This window comes from Mesorhizobium sp. WSM4821, assembly GCF_055901555.1.
Genome location: NZ_CM148371.1, coordinates 3,257,168 through 3,273,664 on the forward strand (window position 1 = coordinate 3,257,168; position 16,497 = coordinate 3,273,664).

Below are 16,497 nucleotides of genomic sequence, written 5' to 3' on the forward strand. Positions count from 1 at the left end.
CGAAGTTTCAATGATCTGACGACGCATACTAGCCGAACGTTCCACCGTCTGCGCAAGCCCGCATTTTTGAGAAAGGCACCGGTGTCTTGCGATCACTGCGAAATCGTAGCGATTTTATCCGGGCCAAGATGGCCAAAGGGCGCTGCGGCGGGAACCCCCTGGTAAGTGCCGCTCCTCTCGCGGCAGCAGGGTCAGTCCACCTTCACGCGGTGGGCGGGACGCAAAGTCGAGGATCGTTGCAGATCCGCGTTCAGCGATGATTGGTGAGCCTATCTAGCCGCGCCGTGCCGCCTCGATCGCGGCGACGTCGATTTTCTTCATGGTCATCATCGCACCGAACGCGCGCTTTGCTTCATCGCCGCCGGCCGCCATCGCTTCGGTCAGCACGCGCGGCGTGATTTGCCAGCAGACGCCCCACTTGTCCTTGCACCAGCCGCAGGCGCTCTCTTGGCCGCCATTGCCGACGATCGCGTTCCAGTAGCGGTCGGTTTCGTGCTGGTCGTCGGTGGCGATCTGGAACGAGAAGGCTTCGCTATGTCTGAATGCGGGACCGCCGTTGAGGCCGACACAAGCAACGCCGGCAACCGTGAATTCGACCATCAACACGTCGCCCTCCTTGCCGGACGGGTAGTCACTGGGAGCATGGGTGATGGCACCCACCGCGCTGTCGGGAAAGGTCTCGGCGTAGAAGCGGGCAGCAGCCTCGGCGTCCTTGTCGTACCAGAGGAAAATCGTGTTCTTTGCCATTGCGCGTCCTTTCGCTTTTGAAACCAAATTCCGGGCTTGTTTCCCCGCCCGCTCTCTTTCGAGATAGGCAGCCCGCGGCTAGCGCACCGCGGCCTTTTTGTTTCCACATGCAACATCGGCCGATCGCCCGCAGCGATTTGAGCCTACGTCGCCTTGCCAATGGCATGTTCGACGCCGCGGAGCTCGGCCAGTCCCTTGAGCCGACCGATGGCCGGATAGCCGGGCTGGGCGCCTCGCGTGAGGTCATCGAGGATGTCCTGGCCATGATCGGGGCGCATCGGGATAACGGCGTCCGGGCGCCCTTCCTTTTTACGCCGCGCCTCTTCGTGGAGCAGCGCCGCCACCACCGCCACCATGTCGGTGTCGCCGGCAAGATGCTCGTCCTCGTGGAAAGAGCAGGGGATGCCCGGCTCTTCCTTGCGCACATTGCGCAGATGCGCGAAGTGGATCTTTGGCCCCAGCCGCCCGACCATGCCCGGCAGATCATTATCCGGTCTTGCGCCGAGCGACCCCGTGCACAGTGTCGCCCCGTTGGCCGGGCTGTCGATTGCATCCAGGATGTAGCTGTAGTCGGCCTCGGTCGACATGACGCGCGGCAGGCCCATCAGCGGAAACGGCGGATCGTCCGGGTGGCAGCAGAGACGCAGACCGAGGCGTTCAGCCGTAGGCACGACCTCCGCCAGGAAGTCGACGAAATGTCGGCGCAGGGTTGTTGCGTCGATGTGGTCATAATTTGACAGTTGAGCCGCGAGACCGTCGAGAGACGTGTCTTCGGTCGAGCCGGGCAGACCGGAATTGACGCTTCTTGCCAGAATCCTGCGTGCAACGTCATCCATCTGCGCGTGTCGCCGCTCCGCCTCGGAGACGAGCTCCGGTGTGTAATCGCCGAGCGCCGCTTTGCGTTTCAGGATATGGATGTCGAATGCGGCGAAATCGGCCAAATCGAAGCGCATGGTGGTGCCACCATGCGGCAGGCGCCAGGCAAGGTCAGTGCGGGTCCAATCGAGAACGGGCATGAAATTGTAGCAGACGACGGAAATGCCGGCCCGCGCCAGGTTTTCCAGCGATGTCCGGTAGTTGGCTATATGGCTGCGCCATTCGCCGACCTGCGTCTTGATCGCTTCGGAAACCGGCAGGCTCTCGACGACCTCCCAGTTCAGATCGCTTGCGCCGCCATCCGGCAAAGATGCGACTTCGCGCTGACGTCTTTCGATTTCGGCGGGCAGCCAGACGGCGCCGTAAGGAACGTGGTGAAGGGCCGAGACGATACCTTGCGCACCGGCTTGACGCGCATCCGCGATCGTCACCTTGTCGACCGGGCCGAACCAACGCCACACATGTCTCATTCAAACATCCCGTTAAAAGAACCGCCATGTCCGCCTTGCCGATCATATCGCCGAGGCTGCAGTGCGCCGTGAAACCAGCTTATGAAGTTCTCGATCGTAAACACGGGCAGGGACGTCGCGGCGCGGATATCGGCCGCATAGGGAGTCATATTGGTGCATTCGAGCACGAAGGCGCCGAGATCGGGATTGTCGCGAAGGAGGGCGAGCGCCGCATCGACATTGTCCCGCCGGGCGGCGTCGACATCCAATTCGAGTTCATTGCCGAGGATGGCGCGGGTAAATTCGCGGCCGCCCTCGGTGCTGCCGACCGGGGTTCCTGCTGGCACTCCGGCCTTGTTGAGATGCAGCGGCGTCAGCGTCGAGGCGGAGATCGTCAATATGCCGGCGCGCTTTCCCTTGGGCAGGAGTCGGTTGACTAGGTCCACTTGCATCAACGACGAGGTTGCCACCGGAACGCCGACGGCCAGCGCCAACTCCTCCTGGAACAGCGACAGGAATCCGCAATTGGTGGTGACGCCGTCGACGCCGTCGGCGACAAGTTCATGCGCCGCGGCGATAAAGGCGTCGAGCAGGCCTTCGGCTCCTTTGAGCACGACACGGTCGGGCGTGGCGCTTCGTACGACCTTGTAGTGCACCGGAAACGGCCAGGTCGTTGCGTTGCCCATGTCGCCCGGGATGCGGGGAAAGCGCGCGTCGAGCATCAATATGCCGATTGACGCGCCGTAGATTGGTTTTCCGCCGGTCACGCGCATCGCGCATCCATCGTCTTGAAGGCGGGGGGAACGAACGCCTCCTCCACGAAGAGCCGCGCATGGCACTCCTTGACGGCCCCGGCTATTTCCTCGCGTCGCTTCGAGATGTGCCGGCCGACGAGATGGGAGGCCGCCGCACCGTCCCGCGAGGCAATAGCCGCAAGGATCGCGCGGTGCTCGCCTTGGGTTCGCGAGCGGCGGCTCTCCATGTCGACCCAGCGGAAGAACCGAATGCGCGCATTGATGTTCTTGAGCGTGCGGATGAGTTCGTCATTACGGGTGAACGACGTGATGGCGTCGTGAAAATACTCGTCGCAAGCCAGAAGATCCTCCAGCGATGCGCCGTCTTCGCTCGATGTGCGGTCGAGAAACGCGCCGAGCTCGGCAAGCTCTTCGTCGCTTGCAAGCTCGACGGCAAGTTCGACAGCGAAACGCTCGATCGCTTGGCGCAGCTGGTAGAGGTTATGCACTTCGGTCACCGAGTAGGTCCGGCAGAAGAAGCCGCGGCCGCTCTCGAACGACAGAAAGCCTTCGGCGGCGAGACGGTTGAGCGCCTCGCGCAACGGCGTGCGGCTGGCGTTGAGCTGGCGCGACAGCGCGACCTCGTTGATCCGCTCGCCCGGACGCAGGCGGAAATCGATCGTCATGGCCCGTATATCGGCATGCAAGGAATCAACCATCCCCTGATTCATCGGCCGGCCCTCCGCGCAACGCACCTTGACTCCTCCGATCGAGGTCATCAGTATTCAGACCTGTATACAGCTGCTGACGTGAATTGGGAAGCAGCTTTTCCCTGATGGTGCAGCCGATGAACTCGCAGATCCAGGCCAATATACTGTCCGGCGCGGAAGCGATGGTCAGGATGCTGGAAGCCCATGGTGTGAAGCACATATTCGGGCTCTGCGGCGACACCACGCTGCCGCTCTACGATGCAATGTATCGGCTCGACCACGGCATCACGCATCTGCTGACCCGCGACGAGCGCCATGCCGCCTATATGGCCGACGCCTACGCACGCGTCACCGGCCGGCCGGGCGTCTGCGAGGGACCGTCTGGCGGTGGTGCCACCTACATTCTGCCCGGTGTCGTCGAGGCGAACGAGAGCTCTATTCCCGTGCTCGCCATCAACAGCGATGTGTCGACCGGTTCGCGCGGCCGCTATCCGCTGACGGAGCTCGACCAGGTCGCGCTGTTCAGGCCCGTCACCAAATGGAACGCATCGCTGGATGATGCGCAGCGCTTGCCGGCAATGGTGCGCCGGGCGTTTCGCGAGATGACCACCGGCCGTCCCGGCGCCGTGCATCTGGCGCTGCCCTTCGACACGCAGAAAAACCCCGTCACGCCGGACGAGATCTGGGCCGACGCGCGCCACCAGGCCTTTCCGGCACTGCCGACAGCGCCGAACGGCGGAGCCGTCAAAGCCGCGGCGGAAGCACTCCTTTCCGCAAGAAGGGCGGTCGCAATCTGCGGTGGCGGCGTTGTGATCGCGGACGCAATGGACGCGCTGCTCGAGCTTTCGGTGCTGCTCGACCTGCCGATCGCGACAACCGTCTCCGGACAGGGCGCGATCGCCGAGACGGATCCGCGCGCCGTCGGCGTCGTCGGCTCCAATGGCGGCGTGGCGTCGACCAGAGTGGTCGTCGAGAACGCCGATCTCGTCCTCTTCATAGGTTGCCGCGCCGGCTCGGTGACTACCGAACGGTGGCGCCATCCGATGGCAGGCGCGCGGGTCGTCCATATCGATTCCGACCCGGCGGTGCTGGGCGCCAACTACCCGACCGAGGTTGCGGTTGCCGGCGACGCGCGACTTGCGCTGGAGATGATCGTGGCCGAGCTTGCCGGGCGCGGCAGCAAGGGCGGCCATGACGGTGCTGCGCGGGCAAAGGCTGCCTGGGCGGCCAAGCACGCCGCGTTCGAGCCGCTCGCGGCCTCCTCGGAGCGGCTGATCAGGCCGGAGCGTGTCGTCGACACCCTGCACAAGCTCCTCGGCGACGACGCCATCATCTGCGCCGATCCGGGCACGCCTTGTCCCTATTTTTCGGCGCATTACCGCTGGCCCAGGTCCGGCCGCCATTTCATCACCAACCGCGCCCACGGCGCTTTGGGTTTCGCCATGGGCGCCTCGATCGGCGCTCATGTCGGCCGACCGGGCGTCAAGACCGTATCGGTCATGGGCGACGGCTCCTTCGGCATGAGCGTCGGCGAACTGGAAACCGTCATCCGCTACAACATGCCGATCACCTTCATCACATTGTCGAACAGCGCTTTCGGCTGGATCAAGGCCGGGCAGCGCTCGGGCTTCGGCGCACGCTTCCACAATGTCGACTTTACCCGCACGGACCATGCTGCGGTCGCGGCCGCATATGGTCTGAAGAGCTGGCGGGTGGAGGATCCGGGCGAGCTTGAAACTGTGCTGAAACGTGCGCTCGAAGCCGGGGAGCCAACGCTTGTCGACATCGTCACGCAGCCGCTCGACGAGGCCGCCGCCCCGGTTTCGGAATGGGTCGCCTGATGCCGGCCGCCGCCGGTCTGAAAAAACTGCCGGTCGTGGTGATAGGTGCCGGCATCGTCGGGGTCTCCACGGCAATCTGGCTGCAGCGCGATGGCCACGACGTCACCCTGGTCGACCGCGGCGAACCAGGCGAGGGCACAAGCTATGGCAATGGTGGCGTGCTCGCCTCAAGCTCGATCGTGCCGGTGACGGTTCCCGGCCTGTTGCGCACGGCGCCGCGCATGCTGTTCGACCGCCGCCAGCCGCTGTTCCTCAAATGGTCCTATCTGCCGCGCCTTGCGCCCTGGCTACGCCGCTACCTCGGCCATTGCACGCCGGAGCACGCCTGGCGCATTGCCGCCGCTCTCGCGCCGATCATTGGCGACAGTCTCGCCGACCATCAGGCGCTGTCGGCCGGCACGGGCGCCGAACAATGGCTGATGCCGTCCGACTACGTCTTCGTCTACAACGGCCGCGAGCATTTTGCCGGCGACGCTTTCGGCTGGGAAATCCGGAAAGATCACGGCTTTGTCTGGGACGAACTCGAGGGCGCGGCCGTGCGCGCCTACGAGCCAGCCTTCGCGCCTCATCTCGGCTTCGCCGCGCGCGTTCCCGGTCATGGCATGATCACCGACCCCGGCCGCTATGTTAAGGATCTGGCTGCCCATGTCGTGGCTCAGGGCGGTAGCGTCGTCCGCGGTGAGGTGACCGACTTCGCCCGCGAAGACGGCCGCGTTGCCGGCGTCCGCATCGGCGGCGAAACGTTTCCCTGCTCCGCCACGGTTTTGGCTACTGGCGTCTGGTCGAAGCCGCTTTGCCGCAAGCTCGGGATCGACGTGCCGCTTGAAAGCGAGCGCGGCTATCATGTGGAACTTTGGGAGCCGAGCGTCATGCCGCGCGCGCCTAGCATGATCGCCTCAGGCAAATTCGTCATGACGCCGATGGACGGACGGCTGCGGCTTGCCGGGATCGTCGAGTTCGGCGGTCTCGATGCGCCGCCATCGCGCGCGCCCTTCGACCTTTTGATGCGCAACGTCCGTGCCGCTCTGCCCGGTTTGCGGTGGAAGGACAAGACCGAGTGGATGGGCCACAGGCCGGCGCCTGTGGATTCGATCCCCGTCATCGGCGAGGCGCCGAACGTCAAGGGCGCATTCCTCGGTTTCGGCCACCACCATGTCGGATTGACCGGCGGTCCGAAAACCGGCCGCGTCCTGGCGCAACTCGTTTCCGGTCGCGTCCCGAATTTAGACCTTGCGCCTTACGCCCCTTCACGTTTCCTATAGGACCATAAAAGACCCTCCAGGGAACTTCACTCCAAGCACTCCAAGCATCGCATAATGGGAGCATGACCAGATGAAGCGCTTTGCCACCCTTCTCGCCACGACCCTGATGTCCACGATCGCGGCAAACGCTGCCCTTGCGGAAAAATGGGATATGCCGCTGGCCTATCCGGCAACCAACTTCCACTCCGAGAACGCCGTGGCCTTCGCTTCATGTGTAAAGGAAGGCACGGGCGGCAGCCTCGATATCGTCACCCACCCGAACGGCTCGTTGTTCGGCGGCAACGACATCAAGCGCGCCGTGCAGACCGGCCAGGCGCCGATCGGCGAGCGTCTGATTTCGGCCCACGCCAATGAGAACCCGCTGTTCGGAGTCGATTCCATCCCCTTCCTTGCGACCTCCTTCCCCGATTCGGACAAGCTCTGGAAGGCGGCGCGGGAAAAGCTGACTGCCGTGCTCGACAGCCAGAACCTTGTCTATATCTATGCCGTGCCGTGGCCGCCGCAGGGGTTCTACTTCAAGAAGGAAGTCAATTCAGTTGTCGACATGAAGGGCATCAAGTTCCGCTCCTATAATGCGGCGACCGCCCGCATCGCCGAGCTTGCGGGCATGGCGCCGGTGCAGATTGAGGCGGCCGAACTCAGCCAGGCGCTGGCGACGGGGGTTGTCGAGAGTTTCATCTCATCGGGCTCGACCGGCGTTGACTCGAAGGCGTGGGAAAGCCTGACGCATTTCTACGACGTTCAGGCTTGGCTGCCGCGCAACCTGGTCTTCGTCAACAAGGACGCGTGGACCGCGCTCGACGATGCGATGAAGAAGGCCGTCGCCGATTGCGGCGACAAGATCGCTGCCGAGGGCGCCAAGAAATCCGAGGAACTGACCGCCGCCTACCTCAAGACGCTCGAGGAGAACAGCATGACCGTTTCCCCGCCCAGCGACAAGCTGAAGGCGGAACTCGCCGCCTTCGGCGCCACGATGACCGAGGAATGGATCAAGGCTGCGGGCGAGGACGGCAAGGCGATCATCGACGCCTATCGCGCCCAGTAGTCAGCCGCACTTCAGGCCCGGGCCTCGCGGGCCGCTTTCCCCAAACCGTCGAAGGAGGGGCACGGAATGCCTGTTGCCACGCGCGCGATCCGCCGCAGTCTTGATGTGGTTTATGATGGAGCCGGCGCATTGTCTGCGCTCTGCCTTCTGGCGATCCTCGTCGTCATCACCCTACAGGTCCTGGCGCGCTGGTCCGGGATCGCCTTTTCCGGTTCCAGCGAATATGCCGGCTATCTCATGGCCGCCGCGTCGTTCCTAGCCTTCGCCCACACGCTGAACCACGCCGCCCACATCAGGGTCAATCTGCTTTTGAGCGCACTCGGCGAGCGGCGCTTCTGGGGCGAGCTCTGGTGCCTGATCATCGCCTGCGCCGCCTCGATCTATCTTGCCTGGTTTGCGGTCAGGGCGGTCTACTGGTCGTGGAAGCTGCACGATATCAGCCAGGGCCAGGACGCCACGCCGTTGTGGATCGCCCAGGCGCCGATGGCGGTCGGCGCCGTCATCCTGGCGATCTGCTTCCTCGACAATCTGGTGACGCTGATCGCCACCGGCCGCGACAACATCCGCGTCGACCTTGCGGAACAGAGCAGGGCGGAGTAGCGGCTCATGGAACAGTTCTACGCCATCGGCCTCTTCCTCTTCGTCCTGTTCGTGCTGCTCGGCTCGGGCGTCTGGATCGGGCTCGCCTTGCTTGGCGTCGCCTATTTCGGCATGGAGATGTTCACATCGCGCCCGACCGGCGACGCCATGATGACGGTGATGTGGCGTTCCGCCTCGTCATGGTCGCTCACTGCGCTGCCGATGTTCATCTGGATGGGCGAGATCCTCTACCGCACGCGGCTATCCGAAGACATGTTCAAGGGCCTGGCACCCTGGATGGCGCGGCTGCCCGGGGGACTGATGCACACCAACATCGCCGGCTGCACGGTCTTCGCCGCCGTCTCCGGATCATCTGCAGCGACGTTGACCACGGTCGGCAAGATGACCATCCCCGAGCTGCGCAAGCGCCAATATCCCGAGCGCATGGTGATCGGGACGCTGGCGGGCGCCGCCACGCTCGGGCTTTTGATCCCGCCTTCGCTCACGCTGATCGTCTATGGCGTTAGCATCAACGAGTCGATCACCAAGCTGTTTATCGCCGGCATCATTCCGGGCCTCATCCTGTCGGCGATGTTCATGTGCTATGTGGTTGCCGTCTCGCAGATGTCGAAGAGCTACAACCCGACGCCGGAGCCGCATATGACCTTCATGGAAAAGGTCAAGCAATCGCGTTTTCTCGTTCCTGTCTTCCTACTGATCCTGCTCGTCATCGGTTCGATGTATCTCGGCATCGCCACCGCGACCGAAGCCGCGGCAATCGGCGTCATCGGCTCGTTGGTCCTCGCTCTGTGGCAGGGCTCGCTGACCCGCCAGACCTTCTTCGAGACGCTGATGGGCGCCGCCCGCACCTCGGCGATGATCGCCTTCATCCTCGCGGGCGCCGCCTTCCTGTCGCTCGCCATGGGTTTTACTGGCCTGCCACGGGGGCTAGCCCAAGTGATCGCCGCGATAGAGCTGTCGCGTTTCGAGCTGCTCATGGTACTGATGGTCTTCTACATAGTGCTTGGCTGTTTCCTGGACGGCATTTCTATAGTCGTGCTCACCATCGCGATCGTCGAACCGATGATCCGTCAGGCCGGCATCGACATCATCTGGTTCGGCATCTTCATCGTCCTGGTGGTCGAGATGGCGCAGATCACACCGCCCATCGGCTTCAACCTCTTCGTGCTGCAGGGCATGACCGGGCACGAGATGAGCTATATCGCCCGCGCCGCTTTCCCGATGTTCCTGATCATGGCCGCCATGGTCTTCATTCTGATCGCATTTCCTGATCTTGCGACATGGCTGCCGAACAATATGCGCCACAGCGCGGCAGGTTGAGAGCGTATCCGCGGTGGGTCCATCGCATATCCCCGCACTGGTGCTGCCCCTGATCGCGATCGCCGTGGCGGCGCAGGCGTTGTTCGTCTTCACCGCCAGTCCGGCGCTGATGCCGATTACCCGGGGTTTGGCGTGAGCCCCCTGCTGCGCCCCATCGTGATGGCGGCGCGTTATGGGCGCTCAATCCTCGTCCTTGGCCTCGTCTTGGGCATCGCGCTCCCGGATATGGCGCTTGCGATGAAGCCCTGGATCGGCGAACTGGTGGCGGGTCTGCTGTTCATTTCCGCGCTGCGCGTCGGACCGCGCCAGGCCTTAGGCGCGCTCGCCGACATGCGTGCCTCGCTCGGCTTCGCGCTGGTCTGCCAGGTCAGCATTCCAGTCGCCGCCATCCTCCTCTTCGCATTTGCAGGCTGGAGCGGCGCGCTCGCGACCGGGCTGGTGCTGATGCTGGCCGCGCCGCCAATTTCTGGGAGTCCAAATCTCACCGTCCTGACCGGAAACGATCCGGCGCCAGCACTACGCCAGCTCGTGATCGGCACCGCCCTGTTGCCGGCGACGGTGATCCCGGTTTTCTGGTTGGCACCCGCCCTCGGGGCGGCGGGCGAAGTCATCGGTGCGGCGAGCCGGCTGCTGCTGATCATTGGCTGTGCGGCGGGAACGGCCTTCCTCATTCGCGGCTTCCTGCTCAAGACCCCTTCACGGGAAGCCCTGGAGGTCATCGACGGGCTGTCGGCGCTTGCCATGGCCGTGGTGGTGGTCGGGCTGATGTCGGCCGTTGGCCCGGCGATCCGGCATCAGCCTGATGCATTGCTGCTTGCGCTCGCTGCCGCGTTCGCCGGCAATTTCGGACTTCAGATTTCGATGGCGATCGTGCTGCGTCGCCTTGCGCCCGGTGGCAGCATCGCGCCGCTGTCGATCGGCGCTGGAAATCGCAATATCGCGCTATTCCTGACCGTGCTTCCCTCCGCAGTGACCGACCCGCTGCTCCTCTTCATCGGCTGCTATCAGATTCCGATGTATCTGACACCGATCCTGCTTGGGCGCCTTTACCGGCCAACCGTGATGCCAAGATGCTGATCGATCGATGCGCTGCATCAACGAACGCCAGCGAAGTCCCTGGCTAGAGCAGCGCTTCGTATCGATCTCCGATCTTTTCGACTTCGAAGTCCGCTGCCCTGCTCTTCAGGATGGCGGTAGAAGTGGGGTGGTCCAGCATCTCAGCCATCGCCTTTGCCAGGGCCTCGGCATCGCCAACCGGCACCAAGGCGCCGAAACGACCGTCGTCGAGAATCTCGCGCGGGCCATGCGGCGCATCCGTGGAGACCACGGGCACACCGGCAGCCATCGCCTCGACCAACACATTGCCAAAGCCCTCGCTCGTGGAGGAAAGGACGAACAGATCGGCTGCGGCGTAGCAGGCCGTGGGATCGTTGACGTAGCCAGCAAGCAGCACATCGGCCCCTATACCGGATTCCTGGGCATAGGCGCGCAACTCGGCAGCCAGCGGGCCTTCGCCGAAGATGACAAGCCGAGCGCGGCGGCCGGCACGCAGCATGACGAAGGCCCGGAGCAAGGTCCGATGATCCTTGACCGGCACCAGGCGTCCGGCGGTGGCGATGACCGGCCCATCGCCCATCGCCGCCAGCTTTGCCTGCCAGGCATGGGAATGTCCCTGGAGCGCCACGGCCGGCGGCAGCGGGTTGTTGATGACGACAACCTTGGATCTGGGGAAGCCGCGGGCCACGATATCGCGGCCGACACCCGCCGAGACGGCAATGGCTTTGGTTGCGCGCGCTGCAACCAGCGTGGAAAGCCAGACCGCCATTCTTGCGCCGAGACCACTGGAAGGCAGTGAGGCGGCCGCGTGGAAACTTGGAAAGAACCTCGCTCGGCTGCGCGCCAACAGAAGCGCCAGCGCCACGACCAGGTTGGCGAATTCCGGGGCGCTATAGACTGCATGGGGACCAAGGCGGTTGAACAGACGTGCGCTTCGCACGACGCCTTTCAGCGTCGCCCATTTGCCATAACCCTCGCCCCGGATGGGAAGGCCGAAATCGACCAGATGCACGGCAGGCGAGCGCAGCGCAGCGTTAGGTCCTTCCGCGTTCCAGGTAAAAAGCGTGACATCGTGCCCACGGGACGCCAATTCATTTGCCATGAGGACGAAGACACGTTCGGCGCCGCCGCCCCTGAGACTGGCAATGTGAAAGACAATGCGCTTTGGCATGCCTGGATTCAGGCTCGACTGACGGCGATGCCTGATCGATTCGGCGGCTGGCGCATGTCACGCACGATGCCCATGGCAATGGCGAGCAGCATGCCTAGAGCAAAGCCGGCGAAGGCCCCCATGCCGGCAACCAGGGGGGTGCGTGGCGGCCACGAGCGCCCCTTTGGCGGCACCGCGGTGGAAATCACCTGCACATTCGTGGTGTCGATCTGCTCGCGCTCGGTGATTTGACGCGCGCGTGACAGGAAGCTTTCGTAAACGGCCCTCTTCGAGGCGGCATCGCGTTCAAGCTCACGCAGGGCGACCTGGGACTCGCTGTCGGTGAAAACATTGCTCTTCAGATCGTTCATCTTGGCGTTGAGAGAAGCCAATGAAGCCTTTGCCCTGTCAAGGTTGACTTTTGCCGTGCCGACCGTGCGGGAGAACTCCGACCTGAGTTGAGAACTGACGGTTTCGAATTCCGTCCTCAGCCTGACGATCGTCGGGTGGCGCGGACCGAAGGTCATGGATTGTGAATCGATTTGCTGCCGCAGGCCGTTTGCCTTGTCGCGCAGCACTGCGAGTGCTTCCGAAACCGTGGGGTCAGGGTTGGCGCCATTGACGCCGGAGGCAACCAAGGCGTCGTAACTCGCCTGCGCGGCGATTGCGCGCGATTGCGCCTCTACAATTTCGCTATTGAGCTGAGTCATCGTCTGCGAGCTGACAAGCTGGCCATTGCTGGAGGACAGGTTGTGGCTGCGCCTGTAGCTCTCGACCTTCTCTTCGGCCGCCTGCACGTCGCGTTTGAGTTGGCCGAGCCGGCCGTCAAGCGCAGCCGCGGCGCGGCTGGCACCAGCAGCTTCCGCCTTGGCCAGTTCCTCCTGGAAAGCCTTGACCATGGCTTTCGAGATCAGGATCGCCTTGCCGGTGGTTTCCGCCGATACCGACAGGGTTGTGACGAACGACGTTTCATCCGCGGAGACGTCGACCCGCTCCGCCAGGCTCTTCTGGGCGATAAGCTTCGGATCGGACTTGGTGCCACTCACCCCAGCGCCAGACGCCGAGGCGGCGCGGTCCGGGTCGTAAAACTCCGGATCGTTGGCCAGACCGAGTTCGTCCACCACACGTGCAAGCACGTTGCCCGAGGTCAGGATGCGCTGCTTGCTGCGTGTGTTGAGTATTTGGCTATCGACCTGGCCCGGTTGCGAGTAGAGATCGTTTTCCACAACCTGCAAATTGGCAGGATTGATGAGGATTTCCGTCGTAACGGTATAACGCTGTTTGCTCAGCAGCCCATAGGCGGCGCCGATGACGCCGCCGGCCACTGCCAGCATGCATGCCACGACGAGGCCGGCACGCAGCCAGACAAACAGGCGTCGAAAATCGAGCTCGAGGAAATCGCCGATCTTGTCGAGCGTTACCGTAGGGACCGGATCGGTCGCGACAGGCTCGGGTGTGTGCGGCATGACAGGTCCGGAGGTGCGTGCCATGACCGGGGCATCCTGTTGCAGCCTTGCCCTGCTAGCGCGCCGCGCATTGGCAATCCGCTCAAGTGCGCTGATATCGGAATCCGCCGCAGAGGAAGGGGGAGTGCCGGAAGCGGCGGACATGATGCTAACTCTTGTTATTCGCTACGCGGGCCAGCACTACAGAAAGATCGTTAACATCTCATTTTCCAAGTTCGCATATTTTGCCGATTCAGGCGCCGCGTCCGTTCGGCGGGCTCGTGAATGGACCTCGTTGGCCAGAATGCCGTTTGAATATCTCCACCTGGATCGGCCATGAGCTATCCCGCTGCCGCATCGGAACGATTGTTGTCCAGCCAGGCGCGTCGTCAGAACGCGCTGTCGCTTCTGTTTTTCCTCTGCGCAGCCCTCGCGTTCCTGCTCCGCTTCACCGTGTCGCCGCAGATGATGAACATGGTCGTCGACTATACGGCTCAGGGGGGCTCGTTCTACGAGAAATTGCATTTCGGCACCTATGCCATCTTTCTGCTGCTTCCTCTCGTTCTTTTCAGCCGACCATTTCTGCTGCAGGGCGACGAAATCGGAATATTCAAGGCTTTGCTGCTTTATTCTGCGCTGATGTTCGCGCTAGTGCCGTTTCTGTTCATCACAGGCCGGGCGGGCTCCTCGGGGTTCATCATCGATACCTATCTGGTGGCGGGCGCCGCGGGCCTGTTGATGTTGGCCTTGAATGCGGATGCACGGCGGGCATTGGGCGACGTCGTGCTTGGAATGGTGATCCTCAGCGCCGTGATCGGTACGATCGAAGCGGTGACTCAACATCGATTTCTGCCTTACGGTCTCAGGGAATTGCAGTTCAGGCCAATCGGCTTATCGGCGCACCCGCTGGCGTTGGGCGCGCTCTGCGCCACAGCCATCGGATTCGTCCCGCTGACACGCTGGCGCATATGGGTGCGGGTGGTATCGATCCTCGTGTTGCTCGTCGGTTGTGCCGCGTCAGGCGCTCGCGCCGCCCTGATGCTCGCTGCCTGCGAAACCCTCATTCTGCTGATGTTCGTGCCTTGGCCGCGCCTGACGCCCAGGCACCAGCGGCAGGCCAAGGCTGTCGTGCTGCTGTTCGCCCTGGCGGGCGGCGCGGCGCTGGTGGCCATACTGTTTTCGGGCGGGCTGCTGAATCGATTCGGCAACACGATCTTCGACGAAAATTTCATGGCGCGGGTGACGATCTACCAGGTGTTCGGACTTGTCAGCTGGAAAGACATCCTGTTTGGCATGAACGTCGACGACCTCCTGGCGATCGTCAACGAGAAGCTGCATCTGCCCTACATCGAGAGCGCGCCGGTGGTCATCATCATGCTCTTCGGCCTGCCCATCGCCGTGCTCTTTACCGTGCTGATATTCTGGTTCGTTTTTCGGCTGCTGCGCGCGGCGCCGCTGCCTGCATGGGTCGGCACCATGACGTTCTTGCTTGCCGCGCTGTCGAATAACGCGCTCTCGTCAAAATCGCCGGAGATCACGATAATCGTGGTGTTGTTGCTTGCCTATAGAAACGCGCCGTATAGATACCGGCCGATGGGCACATCTTCGGCCGCGGTCGCATCCGCGCCGAAACTGGATCGGCTCGGATAGGCGCAGGCTCCAGGCGCGTCAGCCGGCGCTGTCCACAACCTCGACACGACCCGCGCGGTTAAGCGTGTGGATGCCCGTGCGGGCCCATGCCGGCCCCGTGCCGATCACGCGAGGCGGCGCAAAACGGACATCGAAATCGTCAAGCCGATCAAGCCGCATCAACCCCAAACCGCCGCCATAGGCTCTCGACCCGTTTTGCACCGGCAGCACCAGAGCTTCGCCCTGGCGGATAAAGGCGCCGCCGGGCCGAGTGGCCGAGTGGTCGACGGCGATGGGATTGAGCGCATGCGCCACCCATGGCCCGCGCAGCGAGGGTGCGCAATAGACGGCCATCGTATCCGAGGCGCTGCCGTAACCGAACCGCTCCGTCCCCAACAGCCAGAAGCGCCCATCGGCTTCGAGCAGCGTGGCATCATTGAAATCCTTGTCCGTCATCAGCACGGTGTCGCGTACCCAGCGATCTGGAAACTGCGCGGCGCGGTAGAGCACAAGTTCGCGCGCCGCGCTGCTTTCGGGGATCATGAAAATCTCGCCGGCGTGAGCGAAGACCTGCGGATACGACAGGTGGTGCGGTTCCTCCAGCACCACCCTCGGTACGCCGAAAGCGCCATCGTCGCCCAGTTCGGCGACAGAAATCACTCCGCGGCCCGCAGCGTAGCGAAATTCCTCGACAAACAGATAGTAGCGGCCATCCCGCTCGAGGACGAAGGGATCGGCATAGAATCGCTGGCCATCGTCCGCAAGGACGGTGAACGGCGTACCGCCGAGATGCCCGGTTTCGGCGACACCTGGCCCGTCGATCAGCCGATAGGCAACCTGCCAATAGAAGGGGCGTCGCCCAAGTCTTAGTTTTTGCACAGCGCGATCGACCACCCCCCTGCAGAAGAAGGGCAGATAGTGCCGGACAAAACCGCCGGTCGCCTGGGTCGGCGCCGGGCCATCGGCAATGGGCACAAGTTCGCCCGCGGAAAAACGGGCGACGCTTTGCACAACCAGCGAGATGGCCCCGGCGAGCAGGTCGTTGCAGCTGCGAGACAACCAAAGCCGGTCACTGAGCATCGGTCGCCCCCGGGCGACTGCAACGCCATCGAGGCGGGCGGCAAGTTCCGGCAAACGCCCGCTCGCCAGCATTTCGGCCACACCGGCGGGAAAGGTGCTGCGGCCGCAAAATTCGAGCGTCAGGACGGGTGTGCCTCGTCCTGCGGCAGTGGCCGTGAGATCGACTACAAGATCGGCGGGACCGGAATCGCCTGACGGCAACGGCTTGGATTGGCTCGCCAGTGAGGGACCGAACCGTCGGCTCTCGATCGCCAGCACTTTATCAAGCCCGCGTGCGATCGGCGCAGGCGCCGACGCGTGGCAACTCGAAACCACGTGACCAGCCGCTTTCAACCGCACCAGAAGCTCTATTTCCCAGCGCCGAGACCCGTCGGCGTGGCCGATGATTAAAATATTAGTCAATCGAATATATTCTTTTTCAAGACTACTCTGCCAGGATACCTACCGGTTCGGTCTTTCATAAGAGTTACCCGGGGGAGCGCGGGTTTGATCGTTAATCATACATTAAGATTTAAGGTCACGAAGGCGGCTTCTGCCGCTATTAGAGCTCTTG

At 63.2% G+C, this 16,497-nt stretch carries 16 protein-coding genes; 9 read left to right on the top strand and 7 right to left on the bottom strand.

Annotated elements, in window-relative coordinates:
• Positions 1-273: 273 nt before the first annotated feature.
• The 4 genes from AC0NID_RS15665 to AC0NID_RS15680 form a co-directional block, all read right to left on the bottom strand.
• The gene (locus tag AC0NID_RS15665) at positions 274-747 is read right to left on the bottom strand and encodes a VOC family protein (protein WP_473453847.1); all 474 of its coding nucleotides are present in this window, start codon (positions 745-747) and stop codon (positions 274-276) included.
• 143 nt (positions 748-890) lie between these two features.
• Positions 891-2,093: a mannonate dehydratase gene (gene uxuA, locus AC0NID_RS15670; RefSeq protein ID WP_473453846.1), complete on the bottom strand. Its 1,203-nt coding sequence runs from the start codon at positions 2,091-2,093 to the stop codon at positions 891-893.
• A complete protein-coding gene (locus AC0NID_RS15675; protein ID WP_473453845.1) occupies positions 2,090-2,845 on the bottom strand; it encodes an aspartate/glutamate racemase family protein in 756 nt (251 codons plus the stop codon). The genes uxuA and AC0NID_RS15675 overlap by 4 nt, the downstream gene beginning before the upstream one ends.
• Positions 2,836-3,492, bottom strand: coding sequence for a GntR family transcriptional regulator (locus tag AC0NID_RS15680; RefSeq protein WP_474033450.1), 657 nt, complete (start codon positions 3,490-3,492; stop codon positions 2,836-2,838). Before AC0NID_RS15680 ends, AC0NID_RS15675 begins: the two co-directional genes overlap by 10 nt.
• A gap of 161 nt (positions 3,493-3,653) precedes the next feature.
• Between AC0NID_RS15680 and AC0NID_RS15685 the strand changes: the two genes are divergently transcribed.
• The 7 genes from AC0NID_RS15685 to AC0NID_RS15715 all read left to right on the top strand — a co-directional run bounded on the left by AC0NID_RS15685 (position 3,654) and on the right by AC0NID_RS15715 (position 10,661).
• A complete protein-coding gene (locus AC0NID_RS15685) occupies positions 3,654-5,357 on the top strand; it encodes a thiamine pyrophosphate-binding protein (protein ID WP_473453843.1) in 1,704 nt (567 codons plus the stop codon).
• The gene (locus AC0NID_RS15690; RefSeq protein ID WP_473453842.1) at positions 5,357-6,619 is read left to right on the top strand and encodes an NAD(P)/FAD-dependent oxidoreductase; all 1,263 of its coding nucleotides are present in this window, start codon (positions 5,357-5,359) and stop codon (positions 6,617-6,619) included. Before AC0NID_RS15685 ends, AC0NID_RS15690 begins: the two co-directional genes overlap by 1 nt.
• Before the next feature lie 70 nt (positions 6,620-6,689).
• A complete protein-coding gene (locus AC0NID_RS15695) occupies positions 6,690-7,664 on the top strand; it encodes a TRAP transporter substrate-binding protein (protein WP_473453841.1) in 975 nt (324 codons plus the stop codon).
• A gap of 66 nt (positions 7,665-7,730) precedes the next feature.
• Entirely contained in the window at positions 7,731-8,264 is a 534-nt protein-coding gene (locus AC0NID_RS15700) for a TRAP transporter small permease (protein WP_473453840.1), read from the top strand.
• Between the two features lie 6 nt (positions 8,265-8,270).
• Complete coding sequence (locus AC0NID_RS15705) at positions 8,271-9,584, top strand: TRAP transporter large permease (RefSeq protein ID WP_473453839.1); 1,314 nt, start codon at positions 8,271-8,273, stop codon at positions 9,582-9,584.
• Positions 9,585-9,597: 13 nt separating this feature from the next.
• On the top strand, positions 9,598-9,720 hold the full coding sequence (locus tag AC0NID_RS15710) for a hypothetical protein (protein ID WP_473453838.1): 123 nt from the start codon (positions 9,598-9,600) through the stop codon (positions 9,718-9,720).
• Positions 9,717-10,661 carry a hypothetical protein gene (locus AC0NID_RS15715; protein WP_473453837.1) on the top strand — a complete coding sequence of 315 codons (945 nt, stop codon included), beginning with the start codon at positions 9,717-9,719 and terminating at the stop codon, positions 10,659-10,661. Before AC0NID_RS15710 ends, AC0NID_RS15715 begins: the two co-directional genes overlap by 4 nt.
• Before the next feature lie 43 nt (positions 10,662-10,704).
• Here AC0NID_RS15715 and AC0NID_RS15720 read toward each other — a convergent pair whose 3' ends face one another.
• Complete coding sequence (locus tag AC0NID_RS15720; RefSeq protein ID WP_473453836.1) at positions 10,705-11,811, bottom strand: glycosyltransferase; 1,107 nt, start codon at positions 11,809-11,811, stop codon at positions 10,705-10,707.
• 8 nt (positions 11,812-11,819) lie between these two features.
• The gene (locus AC0NID_RS15725) at positions 11,820-13,124 is read right to left on the bottom strand and encodes a GumC family protein (protein ID WP_474033451.1); all 1,305 of its coding nucleotides are present in this window, start codon (positions 13,122-13,124) and stop codon (positions 11,820-11,822) included.
• A 154-nt stretch (positions 13,125-13,278) separates the two neighbouring features.
• On the opposite strand from AC0NID_RS15725, the gene AC0NID_RS15730 reads away from it, so the two are divergent.
• Both AC0NID_RS15730 and AC0NID_RS15735 read left to right on the top strand, forming a co-directional pair.
• Entirely contained in the window at positions 13,279-13,575 is a 297-nt protein-coding gene (locus AC0NID_RS15730) for a hypothetical protein (RefSeq protein ID WP_473454057.1), read from the top strand.
• Positions 13,576-13,604: 29 nt separating this feature from the next.
• On the top strand, positions 13,605-14,885 hold the full coding sequence (locus tag AC0NID_RS15735; RefSeq protein ID WP_473453835.1) for a VpsF family polysaccharide biosynthesis protein: 1,281 nt from the start codon (positions 13,605-13,607) through the stop codon (positions 14,883-14,885).
• 18 nt (positions 14,886-14,903) lie between these two features.
• Here the strand turns inward: AC0NID_RS15735 and AC0NID_RS15740 are convergent, their stop codons facing one another.
• Entirely contained in the window at positions 14,904-16,346 is a 1,443-nt protein-coding gene (locus AC0NID_RS15740) for a glucosamine inositolphosphorylceramide transferase family protein (protein ID WP_473453834.1), read from the bottom strand.
• Positions 16,347-16,497: the final 151 nt, after the last annotated feature.